We start from the raw sequence: 20,157 nt of genomic DNA, 5'->3' as shown, positions 1-20,157 counted from the left end.
ATTATGCTCTCTCTAAAGTAGCTTCAGAAGGTGTCGGTTCTTCCGAAACAATAGGGGTTTCTTGAGAACGGTATTGTTTATCAATAATTCGTAAAAATGGTAAGTAAATCATGGCACCAATCGCCAGATTAATTATCTGCATTACAGCGCCAGAAATACTAGCGGTTACAATAAAACCAGAGAAGACCGCAGGCAAAGTCCAAGGGATAAAGACGCCAGTCGTTGTGGCAACTAAGCCTGATGACATTGCAATGTACTGTGTTGTAATTAATATCATTGGAACAAGATTAAAAGGGATCAACATGATTGGGTTCATAATGATTGGTAAGCCAAACAGAACGGGTTCATTAATGTTGAAAATTGATGAACCAACGGCTAACTTACCCACTTGGCGTACATGTTGAGATCGAGTAAAGAGTAATACTGCAATCATAAGTGATAGTGTAGCGCCTGCTCCTCCCATCCAAATAAGATCAAAGAATTGCTCTGTAATTACGTGTGGGGGAGTTAATCCATTAGCGACAGCTGTTAGGTTGTCTTGTTGGTTTTCTGCCCATATAGGACGCATGATCCCGTTAACCATAGAACCACTGTTAATACCAACAGACCATAATAATGTAATAGCCAGACCGGTAAGCATTGCCCCAAAATAAGAGGTACCAAAAGAGCGAATAGGGGTTGCGACCATGTCATAAATGAATTGGTGAATAGTGCCATACTCAGTGGTTGCAAAACTTAATCGAATAGCTAAAGCAAAGCACATAATTACGGTAGCAGGAACTAAAGCAGCAAAGGATTTTTCAACCGCAGGAGGCACACCGTCAGGCATTTTTATTGTGATTTTTCGATCAATAAACCATTTGAATATTTCAGTCCAAACTAATGCACCAATCATAGCAACAAATAAGCCACGGGAGCCTAACCATTCTGTTGGGATCACAGTACCAATATCAGGATCGTTCGCAAAAGGGGTCAATATAAAAAAAGCGGATAGGGAAAGAATACCTGTCGAAATTTTGTCTAAATTATAACGTTCAGCTAGACGGTAAGCGACTAAGAATGAAATAAATATGGACATACCAGAGAAGATAACTGAAAACGGAATTTCAATGTTATTTCCCCAGTTTTCGCCAAATATAGAGGCCATAAATTCTTTGTATGCAGTACTCGGAAAAGAACTGATAACTAAAAGAATTGAGCCAACAATGATGAATGGCATAAATGAAATATACGCATCACGGATGGCACCTAAATGGCGTTGCTGTGCGACTTTACCAGCGATTGGCATCAGTCTACTTTCAATAAAACTCATGACATTTTTCATAAGAACCTACTTTAGTAATATTAAGTTGCAATCATGTGGAACTATTTTTTTGTTTCGATGATGCTATCAACATATTAAAAGCTAAAACAAGGTATATGTCACACTTGTAATCTTATTGGTTTCACATGATTGCTTTATTTATTTCGGTTGTGATTAAGATCAAAATATTACTTTTAACTAATTAAAGATTAGATACTTTTCGATCTTTAAGAGATAGGAATGATAATTGGGAGGTAAATGTTATAATCAAAAGTACTAGCGAATTGGAATGAGATATCACGAATAAACTATGAGGCAGCGTTAAATAATCAGAATACAGACAGGTAGTATTGATTTTTATGTGGATAACAGAAGTAAGGAACGCTGTATTTAATTTATCCAAAACATTCTTAGTTTAATGATTCATTAGAGCGATTTAAATTTAGTGAAGAGTGGATTGTTAAAGTAGCAGCGTATAATTTTGCAAATTTGTACTTACTAAGTCATTATCCTCTTGAAAAAATTCAAAAGAAAATTTAGCCACTACCTATTTTAAAAGTTAAAAAAAACCATTCATTTTAGATGAATAACAAGTAACCCCTTTTCTTAATAAGTTGTTTTTTGGTCTATTAGCTCGACCCGTTATAGTTTCAAACCATAATCTCCATGGTTCTGATTTAAGTAAACGTCGAGTTAATGGTGACTGTTCTCGTGTATATTCATTTTTAAATATGGTAATAACTTCTTGGGTATCAAATATCCCTATAACTTTCATGTTTATGGATGGGATATCAAATTCAAAATTTTCTTTTTCAATTGCTAGCGGTGTTTCTTCTGCTTGCCAAAGATTAATCTTATCTCCACAAAACAGAGCGATGTTTAATGATCTTAAAGACCACAAGCTACTTGCTGGCCCACTGTAGTTATCGATTAATCTAGGGTCATCACCAAATATTCCTTGAGTAGGTATTCCTGCTTGTAATGCTCCGTTGGAAATGAAATATCTCAAATTGGTGCCAAAGGCTCTCTTTGCTTCTCCAATTGGTATCGCTGAACTTTGTAAATCTACAGCAGCTAATAAAGGAGCGGTTGCTGCTAACCTATAACAAGCGCTTCTGCCAAAAAATGGAAGCCCTTTGGCCGTAAAGAAATAGCGATAATTAGCCACTAAACCTGATAACGAACTTCGAATAAAATCAGCATCAAATTCTGGGTCTATTTTTGTAAACCAATACAAACTGTAATGAAAGGCCCATGCATTATAGTAATCATAATTGCCTTTAGCACCATCACGAAACCACCCATCACCCACATAGAACTCTTTTATTCGTTCATATTTTTGATATTGGATATGATTATCATCCGTAAGGTTTTTTAGAACAAGTTGTACTGTTAGAATAAATAAATGCCAATTGTTATCGACTGTTTTACAGTGATTAACTTGTTTAAACCAAGTCGTGATTTGTTCCTTTTCAGCATTAGAAAAATAGTTCCATACCCATTCTTTGCTCATCCATAAAGCTAGAGCTAAATCTGCACTTTCACAGGTTCTTTGATCGTAATCATGAAGTTGTCCCCAGAACCCTTTGTGGTGTGGGTTTGTTCCTGCAAGAAAAGCGTGGCGAAGAACGTCTGGTACATTAATTGGTTTTTTATTAAGTCCTATAATATTAGTATTTTCTTTACCATTTGCGTATAGCCATGCAGCAAGCGTTGGTAATGTTCTACTTGTACCTTCTATGGCATCAATTTTTGCAGTTTGTTGGCTAGGTCTTCCTGGATAGTAGGCATGACTGAAATCCCACACAGAATAATGTATGAATGATTCTGATATATAACTTACTATGGCATTACATTGCGTCTTTAAATCAATGGTGTCGTTTGAAAATAGATCTTTTATATAATTATCGTGTTTCGTATATTTTGATTTCTTATTTTTATATCTAATAATATTTTCTTTAATTGAGTTAGCGTAAGTTATTATGGTTGGATGTTCATAAGCGATAAATGGTCGTTCTGTTTCTTGTATTTGTTTAGGCTCAAATGAAAACGGCTTTCTTTGGGGAATAGGGGACATGATTAGTACAGCCTTTTTATTGTTCTAGTTATTTACTCTATGAATTAAAAAGCCATTCAATCAATGAACGGCTTTTCATAAATAATTAAAGCTCCGAGACAGATTTTACAAGAACTGCTAATTTGTCCCATTCATTATTATCTATTAACTCATTTGGTATCATCCAACTACCACCACAAGCAATAACACTAGGAATGGATAAATAGTTATTAATATTATTAAGATTAATCCCTCCCGTTGGCATAAACTGAACAGGGTATACCGCGGATAATGCTTTTAGCATTTCCACACCACCTGATGGCTCAGCAGGAAAGAATTTAACGGTGTGTAAACCTAATTGCATTGCTTTCTCTACTAGATAAGGAGAGTTTACACCTGCAATTATTTCGATATTACGCTCTTGACTGTATTTCACTATTTCAGGGTTAATGCTAGGACTAACTAGAAAATCAACGCCAGATTCAATCGCTAAATCAACGTGCTCTTTACGAATAACAGTACCAGCTCCGATTAGCATATCAGGATAAGCTTTACGCATATTCTTAATCGCTTGTGCAGCGTCTTCTGTTCTAAAAGTAACTTCTGCACAAGGTAAATCATTTTCGACGAGAACTTTTGCAATCATTGCTGCTTTAGATGCATCTTTGATTGTCACAACAGGAACCACTTTAATTTTTGCTAGTTTTTCGTTTAAATTCATTTTGAACCTCAGATTGGCATAACAGATTTAGGGATAATGGCCCCGTGGTATTGAATAACTGTGCTTGCAAGTTTATGACCAGCAACCGCCGATTCAGAGCCGCTACAGCCTAATACTCGCTTAGATAGGTAACCTGCACTAAAGGAGTCACCAGCAGCCGTAGTATCAATGATATTGTTTACTTTTACGGATGGAATAAAAGAGGTGTTATCAGAAGAGTAAACAATACAATCATCCTTACCACGTTTGATAATGATCTCAGACACACCTAAATCGATTGTACGATGCATTGCTTGGTCTGCGGTATCGTCTCCCCATAATAACTGCTCATCATCAAAAGTTAAGAAGGCGATATCAGTTAAAGATAACATTTTTGTATAAGCAGACTGGGCTTCTGATTGGTTATTCCAAAGAGTAGGGCGGTAGTTATTATCAAAGGCAATTTTTATACCTTTATATTTACAATTTTCAAGGATAGAAAACAGTGTATCTCTACATTCAGAAGTAAGGATTGCAAGACTAATTCCACTTAAATAAATAAGTTGATGAGTCAATAAATCAGCCGTGATTTGAGAGGCGTTTTCACTAGTGATCCAATATTTTGCAGCGGAATCATTACGCCAGTAATTAAAGGTTCGTTCTCCTTCACTGTCTGTTTTGATTGAGTAAATACCGTTATTTTTATCTGTAGAACTTCTTACCATATCTGTGCAGATGTTTTCTTTCTTCCAATTATCTACCATTCTTTCGGTAAAATTATCTTTACCAACACAAGTGAGATAAGAGATTGTCGTATTATGTGTTTCTAGTGCACGAGAAAGGTAGATTGCCGTATTGAGAGTATCACCACCAAAACCTTGAGTAACAACACCATTGATTTCTTTTAACTCAACCATGCATTCACCAATAATGGCTATGTTTGTAATATCCATAAAATTCCTATTTATACAAAAGACCGATCATTAAGATCGGCCTAGGTTGCTAATTGATATTAGTTTAGGATAGAACGAACATAATCAACGATTTCTTGGTTTTCAGCATTGTTAAATAAACACGCTTGAAAACGTTCACCCATAACTGCAGTTTTAACTAATTCAGGATCCATCGACTTTAGTGCGTCAATATAATTGTCTTTAGCGACAGCAAGTTTAACTTGATTCAAAATAGCTGCATTTTGTTGTTGTGGAAGTGCGCGTTCAATAGGGTAGCCTTGGCCACGTTCACAGCCAGATAATAATACTTTTTCAAAAATATTACGGATGTTTAATTCTGCAGCCCAACCAAATCCTTTAGCAAATGCAAGAGCAAGTGCATTACCATTGTTGATTTGAGTAAATAAGAACGCATCAGATGGTTCAATAGCAAGGCCACAAACAACGTTATGATGAGCATTACAACTCATCATTGCACCTTGACCAGTACCACAGCCAGTAAATACAAAATCAACCGCTTTAGAAGCTAAAAGAATAGAAGCTTGGATGCCAAGGTGAATATAAGTCAGGTGGTGATCTTGATCATCAGACATGCCGACGTTAAATACTTCATCGTTACTTTGTGCTGTTACTGTAAGTAATTCATTTAAAACGATTGAGTTTTTAGCCGCTTGGCTATTTTCCATAGTTAATGCAATTTTCATTTTAATTCCAAATTTTTGTTTAAAATTCGATCGTCTTTATACAATCGAATGATGGTGATTATGTTTACTGACATCGCCGTAGTTTCTAAAAGAACACCACCAATTGAACCAATTAAAAGATTGTTAATTAGCCAACATGTAGCGCCGATAAAAAACCAACAGCGCATTTTTATTCCGTCGAGCATAAATATCGCGTAACTACCAATTGCAGTTCCTATTATAGGGAATAGTTGCCACATGTAATCGGTCGTTAAAATGCCAAATAGCAAGCTGGTACATACAAAAGCAAATGCGATATAACCATTTCGAATAAAAATCGCTGTTGTGGTTCTCATTGCCGATAGCAAGGAGCTGAGAGCCGATACTGTCGAGCCTAGTAATAGATAATGAAACATATGGTTGATGTTTAAAGCCAACATAAGGATCTTCAATCGTTTATCATTTTTTTGATAGAATGCAGCAATGCCTAAAATGAAACTAAGAAGACCTAATAGTTGTGCAAATGAGAAAATATCAACCAAACTGGGATCCATCAACGAGACAGCCAACCGCCATCTACAGCAATTGTATAGCCATTGATATAATCAGATGCTTTTGAGGCTAGGAATACACAAGCTCCTTGTAGATCTTCAGGTGTTCCCCAACGATTTGCTGGGATGCGTTCAAGGATAGCCTTGTTGCGTTCTGCATCTTCACGTAATGCTTGTGTATTATTGGTCGCCATATATCCAGGGGCAATAGCGTTAACATTGACACCGTATTGACCCCATTCATTAGCTATCGCACGAGTGACACCCATAACCGCACTTTTTGATGCTGTATATGATGGAACACGAACCCCACCTTGGAAAGATAGCATTGATGCGATGTTAATAATTTTGCCACCTTCACCTTGAGCGATGAATTGTTTTGCAACTGCTTGAGATAAGAAGAAAGTCGTCTTAATGTTGATGTTCATTACATCATCCCAATCGCTTTCTGTGAAATCAATTGCATCATTACGGCGAATAATGCCAGCATTGTTTACTAGAATATCAATGCGGCCGAACTCAGCAACCGCTTGTTCTACGATAGAATCAATAGAGTCCATTGCCATTAAATTAGCACGAATATCAAAAAACTTACGGCCGATAGCTTCGATTTTACTAATAGTATCAGTTGGTTCAGTGATGTTAACACCGATAATATCACAACCAGCTTCAGCAAGACCTAGAGCCATACCTTGACCAAGGCCAGTATCACAACCCGTTACTATTGCTACTTTGCCGCTTAAATTAAATGAATCAAGAATCATGGGATAACCTTATTTTAAAATTTTCATAACTTGTGTAGCTGCAAGTAAAAATGCACCTGCGCCATAATCAATGTTGTGTTCAAATTCAACATCACGTGGGTTGTAAGCGGGTAGTTGAACCCATCCAATCATGCCGTTGTCGTGAACACAGGTTTTTAATGCTTCCCACGATTTAGTGATGATTGGTAAGTAAATAGATTTATCTAATAAACCTTTTTCAACACCCCATGCTAGGCCGCAGACAAACAAAGAGGTTGCACTGCTTTCTGGCGATGGGTAATTCTCTGGGTCAAGTAAACTTGTGCGCCAGAATCCATCCTCTTGCTGATATTTAATGACTTCTTCAGCTAGCGCAGTGAACATTGCAATGTATTGCCCGCGAGTAGGGTAGTCTTGTGGCATATGTTCTAGAATTCTAGGGATTGCTGTTAGAACCCAACCAACACCCCGTGACCAAAATATTTTTTCACCGTTCTTTTCTCGAAGCTCGGTTTGTTCATCATTTGGAATATATCGATGATCTCGATAATACAAACCAGTTTCAGGGTCATACAGATTATCAACTGCATCCCAGAATGCAGTATCCATATAATCGATGTATTTTTTATCACCTGTAATCGCAGAAATACCAGCAAATGCAGGAGGTGCCATAAATAATGAGTCACACCACCACCAGTCGTTACGACCATTTTTAGGGTCATTGGTCATGATATCGAATGCATTTGTTGCATACTCAATGATTTCAGGCGTATCCATCAAAGGGTAGAGTGGTAAATAGGCTTGAATACAGACATGGTCATCAGCAAAACGAGGTAAATGACCGGGTCTAAATCCTGTATTGAGTGTGTAGTCCATTAAACCATCAAGGTAGTCTTGATCATTGGTTTCTTTCCAGGCATCAGCCACGGATAACCAAAATACGCCACGTTCCCAATCTGTTGCACGTAGAAAACGTTTTTTACCAGTGCTTCGAATAACAAAGCGAGTACGGTTCGTATGCTGCCATTGATAGACTTTTTTCATTAAGTCTTGAATGTGTTGCTTGTTCATTTCCAATCCTTGAGTAATTAAAGAGCGTCTTCAAATTCGTCACTTGTATTTGCTTCTTGTTCTTGGATGACAAGGTGCATATCATTCATTGTTGATCGACCTATCTCTAAAACGATCTCAGACAGTTCTTCTAATGACACATCATCACGTTCAAAACATGCATTTGTAATCATTGGCAGATTACAACCCCCAATAACCTTAACGTCATTTCGAGAGAGCATGATAGCTACTGCTCGGTTACAAGGAGAACCCCCGATAACATCAGTCAGAAATAAAACGCCTTGACCATTATTTACTCTCTCAACAGCGTTGATCATTTTATGTTCAAGCTCTTCAGTGGTAATTGATGGAACAAAGTCAATGAACTCGATAGAACTTTGTTCACCAACAATGGCATCAACTGCTGATTTCATACCCGACGCGAAATTTATGTGTCCAGAAACAATAATACCAATCATTTTTAATCCTTAAAAAATACCAAGTAAATGACCGCCAACACCGGCAAATAAAGTACCAAAAATTAAAACTGTTGGAGATTTACCTTTTTTAACAAAGTAGTACATTAACCAAACCAGTAGCATTGGTAATATGTTTGGCATTATCTTATCGAACATACCAGTTTGTAAGCTGATAGATGCAGCACCAGCCTCAAGAACAATATCCGTTTTCACTTTAACGAATTTTGCTACCATTGAACCAATAACACCTAAACCAACGATGTTAGCTGCACGGCCTAATTTCTCTGCTTGGTCTGATAATTTTTCTAATGCTGAAACACCAGCGTTATAGCCTAAGAACAGTAACCAGAAATACATAGGAATACGGTACGCTTGGTATAAAACAAAGAATACTAAAACACCTAAAGGATTGCCTTGTAGAGCAATAGAACAACCGATAGCTAATGTTAGAGGGAGCATAACAGAGTGGTCCAGTGCATCACCTACACCAGACACTGAGCCCATAGTTGCCGCTTTAACTGAAGCAATAGTTGATGGCTTTTCTTTGTTCTCTTCCATTGCAATAGCTAAGCCAAGGGGAAGGGTAAACATTTTTGGATTAGCATTGTAAAATTGTAAATTGTTCTTCAATGCTTTTTTAAGATCCTCAGGGTTAGAGTGGATCTTTTTTAATGCTGGGCTTATTGAATAACAGAAACCACCCGCTTGCATACGGTTATAGTTAAAGTTACCTTCCATTAATAATCCACGAAAACCAATTTTCCATAAGTCATTCTTAGTGATGACTTTTTTAGTTGTCTGGTCATGATAAGTGTCATGGTTCATATCTACTTCGGTATCAGTGTTTACTTTATTAGGTGATTGACCTTGGTAGAAGTTATCGTTCAAATCCATATTAATATTAGAGCTCATCGTCAAATCCTTTTGTGTTAGAAGCATTGTTTGAATCTGATTTATTACTATTTAAATAATCAAGGACTGCAATACATGTGAAGATTACAGCGACAGCTAAAATTGGAAGATCGAAATAAGTTGCACAAATAAATCCTAAAAAGAAGTAAGGTAATATTTGAATGTTGAACATGGTTCGAAGTAGCATCGCGAAACCTACTGCTGGCATCATGCCACCGGCAATCGCCATACCTTTAACAATACTTTCTGGTAGATATTCTTGAATAAACTCAGCACCTGACACGCCAAAGAAAATCGCACTAAAACCAACAATGCCGTAAAGCAAAGCTCGAGCGCTTAATCCTAAATAAAGTAGTTTGTCTAATCCTTTTAAGTTAAGTTCAGATGCGTACTGATCCGCTTTTTGCATCATTGGTGCACAAGATGTGAATAAGAAAATAACGGCAGTTTGCATTGCAAGAGCAAAAGGGATCGACATACCAATAGCAGCTTCAGGTGTCATGTTTAATTTAATTGCGAACATGGTACCAACGATTGCGCCGATGGTTGTATCTGGTGGTTGAACGCCAGCATTTGATACTAGACCTAACCAAGCGAGTTCAAATGTAGCACCCGCAATTAATCCTGTTTGTAAGTCCCCAAGAATTAAACCAACAACAGTACCTGTGACGAGCGGTCTGTGAATACCAGTAAAGATATCAAATTTATCAATACCACATAATGCGGCCCATATACCGACTAAAATAGCTTCCATTAACATTTTAATTCGCCTTAAATATTTAGGTTTTTAGTTAGTGAGAAAATACATTCTTTTTCACTTTCTGGCATGTGTTGAACAGTGCACGAGCTACCATGTTCTTTAAGGATTTCAAATGCTTCCATGTCTTTTTCGTTAACATTTATATATTTGTTAACTTGAATGCGACCTTCATGAAAATGCATATTACCAATGTTAATATGAGGTAGTTTGATACCACCTTGAACGATGCGGGCAAAATCTATTGGATCTTTACAAAGAACTAAAATTTTACGATCTGGCCCTGCTTTAGGTAGGTTATCTATTGTTTGCTGAATAGTTCGAAATAGAACAGCAAAATCACTACCGGCAGAAGCTTTGAATGGACCTTGAAGCGGCTCAAGCCCTGCAATTTCGTCATTTGCAACAATTATAGTATTCGCACCTGAATGTTTGCCCCATTGTAATCGGATTTGACCGTGAATTAGGCGTTCATCAATACGAGCTAAAACGATATTAGCCATTTGTTTTTCCTTTAAGTAAGTTAAGTTGGTTTAAAAATTGTTACGTTGTTAGATTTTAAATTATCTAAAACTTCCATCGACACATTTTCATCAGTGATAACCGCATCAATTGAACTCGTGTCAAAAACCCAAAATTGACTATGGTTTTCAAAACATTCTGAAGTGGCAATCACAATAATTTGTTCAGATATGTCACGTAGTGTTTTGATTAACTCAGCGTCTGATTCACTATTAGCAAACACACCTTGTGAAGAGCTAAATCCATCAATAAAGATGAATGATTTACTAAATCGATGACTTTTCACATTTTTTATCATTTGTGAACCTGTGAACTTCATTAGATCAAGGTTAACGCGACCACCCGTCATAAATAAGTGTATATTTTGAATATGTAAGGTTCTTACTAAGTTCAAATCATTACTAACTACCTTTGAATGACGCCAGTCTTTTACTGCTCTCATTGACTGTCTAATTAACTTATTGCTATCAATGAAAATAGAATCATTTTCTTGTAGTAACTTCGCGACCGTTTGGCCAAAGAAATCTAGTCTTGAATCAACGGTTTGCTGAGCCTTCTTATTACTATCAGATAGTTGAGAAAGTACAGCTTTGTTAACTAGTGCATATCCATGAGCTCTGATTAGAAATCCATTCTTTTCAAGAAATCTTAAATCAGCTCTAATTGTTGCTCCTGTCACATGAAAAATTGTTGATAGTTCATCAACATGTAATTTTCCTCTTAATCCGACAAGGTTTACTATTTCTAATCGTCTTTCTAATGACGGTTTAGTGGTATCGCTGTTTAATGTAATTTTCATTTGTTTTCACTTTCATTTGTAGTCTGGCGTAGGACGATAATTTCGGCAATTGATTTTTACAATAAGCATGATGAAGCTCACATTCTCATTATTGATACGTGACATACATCATACAATTGATGATTTACTTGCGTGATATATAGCAGTAATACACTTTTACTAATACCAAATGAGTATTAATGGTTGAAGTGAGACTCAATATTTTGTGTAAAAACGTAATTATGGTTGAGCAATTATAATATTTACTGCTATAGAGCAAACTATATACAGCATTATTTAATGATACAGCAATTTAATTCTTTTTTCTTTTAGTTTCTCAAATTGTGATCAAAGTGAAAGAAAGTAAAAATTTTATGAATATAATGAAAAAAGAAAGCGTTGGGGATTTTTACTTGATCGTATTATTTAGAGGTAAAACACTATGAGAATTAATGCTTGCACTGTTGTCATTCTTGGATTGGCAGCTACCGCAATTGCATTGCCGTTATCAGCTCGAACATGGGTTGAGGTCGGATCGGAATATGAAGAATATTTCAATGAAATTGATGAGTCGGGTAAGGAACATTTATACGAACAATTAACTGCTTATGTACCATATATTCGATTTTCACATTCACCAAATAGTAATGAATGGAATATTTGGGGGAGATATTTTAAAAAAGAATACATAAATGCTGATTTATTTCCTAACGAAATTACATCAATGACAGAGCGTGCAGAAATGCATTACACGCAATCAGACAGATTTGGTGCATGGCGTTTTCGTTCTGGTGTAGGCGTTCGCTACAACGGATATGATATTGATCGTTATGAGGTTGAATATCGTGTCTATCCACAAGTAGATTATTTTATTAATCCGACAAATCAATTATTTACTAATGGTCATGTCTATCTTGGACAAGCTCGCGGTAAACGTTCGATGGATTCACAAGCAGAAGACTATGTTGATTGGGGTTATGAATATGAATTTGGTTTAATTCATCGTATTAATACTACCTCATCAATAAAGCCACACTTTTATACTGAGTTCGATAGCTTTGAAAATAACTATGACATTGATTATTGGCAATTTCGTTTGGTTTATACCCAAAAGGTTGGGCGTGTAACCATAAATCCATTTGTGCGGATTGGTCTGGGTCGAAATATTATAGAACGTTCTCATTATGACCCTGAACGTTGGGGGATAGAACTTGATAAAAACTACTCACGAGCAGGTGTTTTCGGAAATGTTGGGATTTCCGGTAAGTTGAATTTGGTTTATGAAACGTATTGGCAAGAAGAAAAAAACAGTTATTACGATGGTGGAAGTGGCACTGTAAAAGCATTGCCTTATCGCAATAAATTCTTTGCAAAGCTTGGTATGCAATACGTATTTTAAGGACATATTTTGGAAAATTTAAATCTATCCGTTCTTGCTGTGTCAATGTCTATCATTTTTGGTGCGTTAAGTACTCCAGTTTTGGCAATTACATCACATGACACGGATCAACAAATAAAAATATCTTCACAAGAAGAGACATTTTCTGCGATGCGAATTCGTTGGGCTTCGTACTTCTTAGGTGATCCTAATTTACCAATGAATGCAAAGTTAAGTGCTGAAGTTACAGCGATTAATAATGAAGCATTAGAGTTACTTAAAACCTTGCAACTTAATAAAGAAGGATTATGGACAGATGTTTCTCTTGATAATGACAGTTCAGAAGGTCGTTTACAATTAGGAGCTCAGTTATATAAGACTTATCAACGCATTTTTACGCTTGCTCGTGCATATAAGTTAAAAGGCGGAGAGCTTGAAGGTGATTCAAAATTACGTGAAATGGTCATTGATAGTTTGGCGTTTCTAAACGAGCATTATTATCAGGTAGGTACTGCAGAGTATGGTAATTGGTGGCAATGGGAGCTAGGAATTAGCCGTGTTGTTAATAATACACTAGTCATTCTATATGATGATATCCCCTATGAAATTATAGCCAATTATATTGATGCGACTCGTTATTTTGTACCTCGAGCAACCCATCTAAGTGAAGGTTATGGGGCTCCGTATTCGAGTGCGCCTTTAATGTGGGAATCTACAGGGGGAAATCGTACTGATAATGCTCAGGTTGTACTGATCCGAGGGTTGCTTGAAAATAATGAAAGTGAAATAAAAGAGGCAATTGAAGCATTATCAAGTGTCATTCCTTATGTAAAAGAAGGGGATGGTTTTTATAAGGACGGATCTTATATTCAACATAAAGATTTACCTTATAGTGGTACGTATGGACAGGTAATGATTGAAGGGCTAGGCATGTTACTAGGTGTGGTATCGAATACACCATACCAAGCAACAGATCCTAATTTGCAAAAAATATACCCGCTGTTACTAGAATCTTTCGCCCCATTAATGGTTGATGGCCGCATGATGGATATGGTTAATGGCCGTGCTATTTCTCGTTTATATGGTCAAAATGATAAAGTTGGTCAGTCGATTCTAAGTGCAATGATGCTCTATTTAGATGGCGCACCACCAGAATATAAACAGCAACTCGAAGTTTTTATTAAATCTCAATTAGTGAATTCAAATAATGGACTAGAAAGATCTGGCATTTTAAGCTCATATCAAATTGCTCATGCATTGATGAAGTCCAAAGATATAACGGTGAATAAGCCTGTATTCCATAAACAATTTGCAGAAATGGATCGAGCTGTTCACCACCGCAATAATTGGTCTTTTGGTATTGCAATGCATTCAAAACGTGTTGGTAACTACGAATGTATAAATAATGAAAACCTAAAAGGTTGGCATACAGCAGATGGAATGACGTATTTGTATAATGAACAAGATCATTATCAAAATGGCTATTGGGTAACAGTTGACCCATATAAGTTGGCAGGTACGACGACTCTTTTAGTTGAAAGGGATATTTGTACTGGTCAGCTTTCAACTCAGCGAGATGGACGTAACCGTTCAATGGGATGGACTGGTGGTGCGGTATTAGAAGGTTACGGTGTCACTGGTATGGATTTTGTTAATTTTAATCGTGATCTGAAGGCTAAGAAATCCTGGTTCATGTTTGATGATGAAATTATTGCTTTAGGGTCTGCTATTGAAAATTCAAGCGATAATAAAGCGATTACTACGATTGAAAACCGTAAAATTGATTTAGAGTCAGTCGTTAAAGTTAATGGTAGCGTGTTAGGCCTAGATAATGAGTTTGTTGGTAAATTAGATCGATTATCAATTAAATACAGTGATTCAAAAGCTCCGCTGCAATACGTGAGTTTAGATGAGCAACCAATAACAATTTCTAAAAAATGTCGTTCTGGTGATTGGTCTGATATTGGTAATAATAAAGGTTCTGTAGAGGCATGTTTTGTTGAAGCTACAATCGAGCATAAAGGGGATCTTGGTACATATGCTTATGCAATTATTCCAGAACAAGAAACAATAGCTATACCTGCAATAACCATAGTGTCTAATACAAGCGATGTTCAAGCAGTAATGCATAACAAACTGGGTATTTTTGCAGCTAACTTTTTTGATGATGGTAAAGCAGGTCATATTAAATCTGACTCTTCCATGTCTATTATAACTAAAGAGAGTAATGGGTTAATTACTATTTCAGTATCGGACCCTACTCGTAGCTGGTTTAACACTAAGTTTGTTATTGATGGTCAGTTTGAAATGATGACTGATATTGAAAGTCGTATAGCGTTAAATAGTAATAAAATTTCGGCGGATCTATCTGATTTAGCTGGTTCAAGTTATACGTTTACATTAAAACGCATTAAGTAAGATAAGTGATGAAATCGTTTAAATATACTACCATAGCATTAATTGTTGGAGTGTTAACTGGTTGTGGTGGTTCAGATGAAAAAAATGAACCATTAAAATCTGAAATTCAATTTATTGATTTTCGTACACAGTGGAATAGTTATTTTATTGGCGATTCATCACTACCGTTTGATGACGATCTACATGCAGTAGTTAACAAGCTTAATTCTCAAACTAAAGTGTGGTTGGCAAACCACACTTTATCTAGAACTGGTTTGTGGTCTGATATACGTCTTGATGTTCCTAATAATGAATTGGGTAATCAATTACACAAAACATACCAACGATTGTTGTCTATGGCTCGTGTGTATAATTTACCTGGAGGCGAATTTAAAGGAAATGCTGATTTAAATAGAATCATTATTGAAAGTTTAGAATTATTAAATCAACAATATTACAAAACTGATGTACAAGAGTTTGGTAATTGGTGGCATTGGCAAGTTGGTGTTCCTAAAAATATAAATGATATTTTATTGCTAATGGGAAGTAATGTTAATAGTAAACTACTAAAACAATACATTAATGCCACTCGATATTTTGTTCCAAACCCGACACATTTTAGTGAAGGACTTGGTGCTGGAAGTTCAAGTAGTCCAAAACCTTTTGAAACAACTGGAGCAAATAGAATTGATAATGCACGAGTTGTATTAATTCGTAGTGTTTTAGAAAATAATGAAAATGAATTTAAAGCTGCTATCGATGCCATTATGCCTGTTATCAATTATGTTGATAATAGTGACGGTTTTTATATTGATAATTCATTTGTTCAACACAAAGATATTCCATATACAGGGACGTATGGAAATGAATTAATCAAAGGGTTAGGGATGATATTAGGATCGATTCGAGAGACTGATGTTTCTCTTACAGATGAGTTTTCTAATATTTATCCTATTATCTTTAATTCATTTACACCTTTAATGATTGATGGTCGAATGATGGATTTTGTTAACGGTCGGGCAATCTCAAGGGTTTCTGGACAAAATCATAAGGTTGGGCACTCTGTTATTGAGTCAATGCTGTTGTATGTCGGATCAGCAAAAGGGGATGATAAAGATAAACTGAAATCCTTAATTAAAACTCAAATATTGAATGATACCTTCCTTGATTATTTTAGTTCTGTTACTTCAATTAATACATATCAATTAGCACAGAACATTGTGAGTGATGATAGCGTTTTATTGTTGGATCAGCAAAAAGAGCATCATCAATTCCCAGCAATGGATAGAGTTGTACACCATCGTGATACTTGGTCATTTGGGATTGCAATGCACTCAAATCGTGTCGGTAACTATGAATGCGTTAATGGTGAAAATTTAAAGGGGTGGTATACATCTGATGGAATGAACTATTTATATAATGGTCAACGTGATCACTATACGGGTTACTTTGCGATTGTAGATCCCTATCAATTAGCAGGAACAACAGTTCTTGATGAAGTTAGAGATAACTGTTCGGGGCAAAGAAGTGAACAACGTGATGGACGACAAGATCTAATTGAATGGTCAGGAGGTACTTCTTTAGAAGGTTACGGTGTTGCGGGTTTTGATTTTACAAACCACAACGATCTTTTAAGAGCGAAAAAATCATGGTTTATGTTTGATAATGAAATTGTTGCCTTAGGATCTAGTATTCAAAATAATAGCAGTAGTAATGCAAGGACTATTATTGAAAATAGAAAAATAGAATGTGGTTCTGAAATTGGAATAAATAATATTAATTATACTAGTAATCCTAATTTTGTAGGGGAACTTAAAGAGTTAGATATAAAAATTCAAAATCAAATTAATCCAATTTCTTATATTGTATTTGGTAGTAATAATACAACGGTTGAAATTAAAGAAAATAAAGGAAATTGGTCTGATATTGGTACTGGTTATGGGACATTATCTAATTGTTTTGTTACTGCTTCTATAAAACATGAAATAATGGATGATTCTTATCAATATATGATTATTCCAAACTCTAATAATAAAGAGGGCTCTGAGGTTGCAATTGAAATCATACGAAATGATTCGGTGGCACATGCCGTTAATCATAAAAGATTAAATATATTAACTTCTAATTTTTGGAAACCAGGTTCAGTGGGAATTGTTAATGCGTTAACCCCTTTATCTATTATGATAAAGACAACTGGAGATGAAATGAAAATTTCAGTTTCAGACCCTATGCATTCGCAACAACCAATAAAGTTTGCGTTAAATGCATCATTTGTAATAAGTGATGATGTACATGATCGCGTTTATATAGATGACAGAAACTTAACTGTTGATCTTAATGATTTACATGGCGATACCTATACTTTTTCATTAAAGGGAAAAACTAATGAACTCGAATAAGACTAAATATATTTTAGCTATGGTTATATCTTTTACTCTAGCTGGTTGCGGTAATGAAAGTGCAGATAAACCCCGTAAACCAACAGCACCAACGTTACCTCCGATTGATAGTAGCAAACCTATTATTGGTGATTTTAAAAATATAATAGTACCTAACCTAGAAGAGCTTGCAGGCCTTAGTGGAACCGAACTTATTTCAGGAATTGAAAAGCAATTAAATTCGGACTTAACTGCGAAATCAGGCCAATTTAAAATCATCCCAAAATGGGGGATGGGAGGAGCTAATGCATGGGATGTAACAAATTTAAATGTAGTTCAAAATGGTGATAAGTATGTACTTGAAACTAAAATAGATAAAGGTGTAATGGGTGCGCCATCAAGCTCTAATGCTGTTGCTAATGGATTTAGTTTACTGATTGAATTACCAAATGGTTTAGTTAAAGAAGCATCAATGTCTTATCAGTTTAAATTAAGTACATCTCTTGGTTTTGGTAGTCTTTCTAAATCACCGGATTATATTTTCTTAGGAGGTTTTACAAGTGGTGACCCATTAGTTGAAAACAAACCAAGTGCTGAAGGCGTAGGTTTCACTTATAAATTCTCTACCGATCGTTATGGTTATTTAAATACAAGATTCATGGATGGAAATAAAGATCTATTTAATCAACAGTTTCAAAAGCTTAATAAGCCATTAAAAGCAAATAATCAAACATGGAATATTGTCCAATTAAATATTAAAACGAATGATTTTTTTGCAGGGGTGCCCTTAGATAATGGTTCAATTGTCGTTCTGCATGATACAGTACAAATTGCACCTAAAGCAGGATCGTTTAATGATCGAACGTTAATCAATAGTACTCATAATTATAAATTAGCAACGTTATTTGAATTCTACCGTCATTATAAACATGGTGCAGATCAAGATAGTGATCTACAAGAGCAAGTCATTCAAATTAAAGATTTAGCCATTGCCTGGAATGATGAAATAGTGACGTTGCCAGATGTTCCTGTTGAACCTACACCAGTAAATGCTTGTACTGAGAAAGGGTTTAATCAAGCAAGAAATCTAGATCTTTCTAAACTTAAGGGATTAACTGGACAGGCGCTTATTGATGGTATTGCAAAGCAGATAGGTGATAATAATGGTTTACCTTCTGATTATGATACGAATCGTAATAACATGGCTGTTGTTGATTTTGGTGGAGAGCTGGCTCTTGAAGTAACGTATATGGCAGGGCAAGGTTCAGTTAATGATGCAGAAAATGGTTCTAGCTTGAAAGTTCCATTCCCTATGCCGGATACCTCTCTTTCCGGAGCCTGTATTGCTTATGATGTGTTTTTAGATAAGGATTCATCAACTAATAATGACTTGATTTTCTTGCCTAACATTACATTGAATAATGGCATGAATATGCTTTCAGATCATCGTTATTCAACCAGTAAATATAAGCGTTTTTCAGCTAAATTTAACAACCCACCACATAAAGATTTAGGCTGGTTAGATATCGGTAAATCATATACAAGTAAAGGTACTTGGCATCCAACCATTCAAACATTATTGTTCGATGAGGAAGGGCTAGGTAATATTGATTATATTTTAAGCGGAAATACATATTTTAAAACTGACCCCAATAAATTTGGTGGAGAGGCGTTTAATGTGGTGCAGCATCAAATTGTTGAACCTGAATTCTTAGATACTGTTAGTTTTACTGCTAACTTTGATTCTTACCGTCATACTGTTGGTGGTAAAGAAAATCAGATTATTCGCTTTAAAAATATTGCGATTGGTTGGAAATAGTTGTGGGTTGTACTTCTTTCTTAGGAAGTACATCTTACTCATTTCTATTGACGTTAAACCTAGTTTTAGATCTGAGTGAATTAAAATATCTAGTTAATGATATAAGTATCATGTAATAGTGAACTAATTAAGCAGTAGCGGATTTAAATTTGTTACTAGTTAAATTGATAGATTGTATAGTTGAGTCCAGTAGCCACCCATTAATTTCTAACTGGTATACCTAGCCTTATGACTTTATTTATGGTTTCACATTAGCCAGCACCTGACCACTTGAGTGTCATAATTACTCAAGCTTATTTGATAGTTTTTTGTATTGAGATATTACTGTCTTAGAGAATTATCGAGTATGGTAACTCGAATCGATTTTCTATTGGATTAATTAGTTAGATTTTAGCGCTTTAACTGCTTTATTTTTTGGATGTTCTGGGTCCCAGAAACGAGCGTTTTTATGAGGAGGTATCAGTGGAGTTATACTTTTTCGTTACAGTACGTCATAGCACTTTTTTGTATCATAAGATCCATCCCCAAATATTTCAGACTTGTTAAATGACAAATTCTGCCTCGAGACTTATTACGATATTTTACTTCTACCATCTTTGAACGCTTGCTAATACAAGTATAGTCAAGGGATGTTAACGGTACTTCCATTAGTTTGAAAATCGAGTTAATAAAGCTCTGAAACGCATGATGATAAAGGG

The 20,157-nt window shown here is 35.7% G+C and carries 17 protein-coding genes and 1 pseudogene; 4 read left to right on the top strand and 14 right to left on the bottom strand.

Features of this window, described 5'->3' with window-relative positions; all coding sequences use genetic code 11:
* Position 1: 1 nt before the first annotated feature.
* From celB to A6E04_RS06120, 13 genes are all read right to left on the bottom strand, one after another.
* Complete coding sequence (celB, locus tag A6E04_RS06180) at positions 2–1,324, bottom strand: PTS cellobiose transporter subunit IIC (protein WP_065610524.1); 1,323 nt, start codon at positions 1,322–1,324, stop codon at positions 2–4.
* A gap of 538 nt (positions 1,325–1,862) precedes the next feature.
* Entirely contained in the window at positions 1,863–3,380 is a 1,518-nt protein-coding gene (locus tag A6E04_RS06175) for a DUF2264 domain-containing protein (RefSeq protein WP_065610522.1), read from the bottom strand.
* An 85-nt stretch (positions 3,381–3,465) separates the two neighbouring features.
* Positions 3,466–4,080, bottom strand: coding sequence for a bifunctional 4-hydroxy-2-oxoglutarate aldolase/2-dehydro-3-deoxy-phosphogluconate aldolase (eda, locus tag A6E04_RS06170; protein ID WP_065610520.1), 615 nt, complete (start codon positions 4,078–4,080; stop codon positions 3,466–3,468).
* A gap of 8 nt (positions 4,081–4,088) precedes the next feature.
* Complete coding sequence (kdgK, locus tag A6E04_RS06165) at positions 4,089–5,012, bottom strand: 2-dehydro-3-deoxygluconokinase (protein WP_065610518.1); 924 nt, start codon at positions 5,010–5,012, stop codon at positions 4,089–4,091.
* Positions 5,013–5,071: 59 nt separating this feature from the next.
* Positions 5,072–5,716 carry an RpiB/LacA/LacB family sugar-phosphate isomerase gene (locus A6E04_RS06160; protein ID WP_065591051.1) on the bottom strand — a complete coding sequence of 215 codons (645 nt, stop codon included), beginning with the start codon at positions 5,714–5,716 and terminating at the stop codon, positions 5,072–5,074.
* On the bottom strand, positions 5,713–6,249 hold the full coding sequence (locus A6E04_RS06155; protein ID WP_065610516.1) for a YgjV family protein: 537 nt from the start codon (positions 6,247–6,249) through the stop codon (positions 5,713–5,715). Before A6E04_RS06155 ends, A6E04_RS06160 begins: the two co-directional genes overlap by 4 nt.
* Positions 6,249–7,010 carry a 2-dehydro-3-deoxy-D-gluconate 5-dehydrogenase KduD gene (gene kduD, locus A6E04_RS06150; RefSeq protein WP_065610514.1) on the bottom strand — a complete coding sequence of 254 codons (762 nt, stop codon included), beginning with the start codon at positions 7,008–7,010 and terminating at the stop codon, positions 6,249–6,251. Before kduD ends, A6E04_RS06155 begins: the two co-directional genes overlap by 1 nt.
* A gap of 9 nt (positions 7,011–7,019) precedes the next feature.
* The gene (locus A6E04_RS06145) at positions 7,020–8,060 is read right to left on the bottom strand and encodes a glycoside hydrolase family 88/105 protein (RefSeq protein WP_065610512.1); all 1,041 of its coding nucleotides are present in this window, start codon (positions 8,058–8,060) and stop codon (positions 7,020–7,022) included.
* A 17-nt stretch (positions 8,061–8,077) separates the two neighbouring features.
* A complete protein-coding gene (gene agaF / locus A6E04_RS06140; protein WP_065610510.1) occupies positions 8,078–8,518 on the bottom strand; it encodes a PTS galactosamine/N-acetylgalactosamine transporter subunit IIA in 441 nt (146 codons plus the stop codon).
* Between the two features lie 9 nt (positions 8,519–8,527).
* Positions 8,528–9,343, bottom strand: a complete 816-nt coding sequence (locus A6E04_RS06135; protein ID WP_422614047.1) for a PTS system mannose/fructose/sorbose family transporter subunit IID — start codon at positions 9,341–9,343, stop codon at positions 8,528–8,530.
* Between the two features lie 76 nt (positions 9,344–9,419).
* Positions 9,420–10,190, bottom strand: coding sequence for a PTS N-acetylgalactosamine transporter subunit IIC (gene agaW / locus A6E04_RS06130; protein WP_065591056.1), 771 nt, complete (start codon positions 10,188–10,190; stop codon positions 9,420–9,422).
* Positions 10,191–10,201: 11 nt separating this feature from the next.
* Positions 10,202–10,690 (bottom strand): PTS sugar transporter subunit IIB, encoded by a 489-nt coding sequence (locus tag A6E04_RS06125; RefSeq protein ID WP_065591057.1) that lies wholly within the window; start codon positions 10,688–10,690, stop codon positions 10,202–10,204.
* Positions 10,691–10,710: 20 nt separating this feature from the next.
* The gene (locus A6E04_RS06120) at positions 10,711–11,508 is read right to left on the bottom strand and encodes a DeoR/GlpR family DNA-binding transcription regulator (protein ID WP_065610508.1); all 798 of its coding nucleotides are present in this window, start codon (positions 11,506–11,508) and stop codon (positions 10,711–10,713) included.
* A 421-nt stretch (positions 11,509–11,929) separates the two neighbouring features.
* On the opposite strand from A6E04_RS06120, the gene A6E04_RS06115 reads away from it, so the two are divergent.
* The 4 genes from A6E04_RS06115 to A6E04_RS06100 are packed head-to-tail and all read left to right on the top strand — an operon-like array spanning position 11,930 to position 19,459.
* Complete coding sequence (locus A6E04_RS06115) at positions 11,930–12,886, top strand: hypothetical protein (protein WP_065610506.1); 957 nt, start codon at positions 11,930–11,932, stop codon at positions 12,884–12,886.
* 9 nt (positions 12,887–12,895) lie between these two features.
* Positions 12,896–15,283, top strand: a complete 2,388-nt coding sequence (locus A6E04_RS06110; protein WP_065610504.1) for a polysaccharide lyase 8 family protein — start codon at positions 12,896–12,898, stop codon at positions 15,281–15,283.
* A gap of 8 nt (positions 15,284–15,291) precedes the next feature.
* The gene (locus A6E04_RS06105; RefSeq protein WP_065610502.1) at positions 15,292–17,661 is read left to right on the top strand and encodes a polysaccharide lyase 8 family protein; all 2,370 of its coding nucleotides are present in this window, start codon (positions 15,292–15,294) and stop codon (positions 17,659–17,661) included.
* Positions 17,648–19,459: a hypothetical protein gene (locus A6E04_RS06100; RefSeq protein ID WP_065610500.1), complete on the top strand. Its 1,812-nt coding sequence runs from the start codon at positions 17,648–17,650 to the stop codon at positions 19,457–19,459. Before A6E04_RS06105 ends, A6E04_RS06100 begins: the two co-directional genes overlap by 14 nt.
* 200 nt (positions 19,460–19,659) lie before the next feature.
* Here the strand turns inward: A6E04_RS06100 and A6E04_RS20920 are convergent.
* Positions 19,660–20,157: pseudogene (locus A6E04_RS20920) on the bottom strand (transposase); the annotation flags it as partial.

Origin of the sequence: Aliivibrio logei, from assembly GCF_001691055.1 — a bacterium.
GTDB classification, from domain to species: domain Bacteria; phylum Pseudomonadota; class Gammaproteobacteria; order Enterobacterales; family Vibrionaceae; genus Aliivibrio; species Aliivibrio salmonicida.
This window is presented reverse-complemented; position numbering and strand designations above follow the sequence as displayed.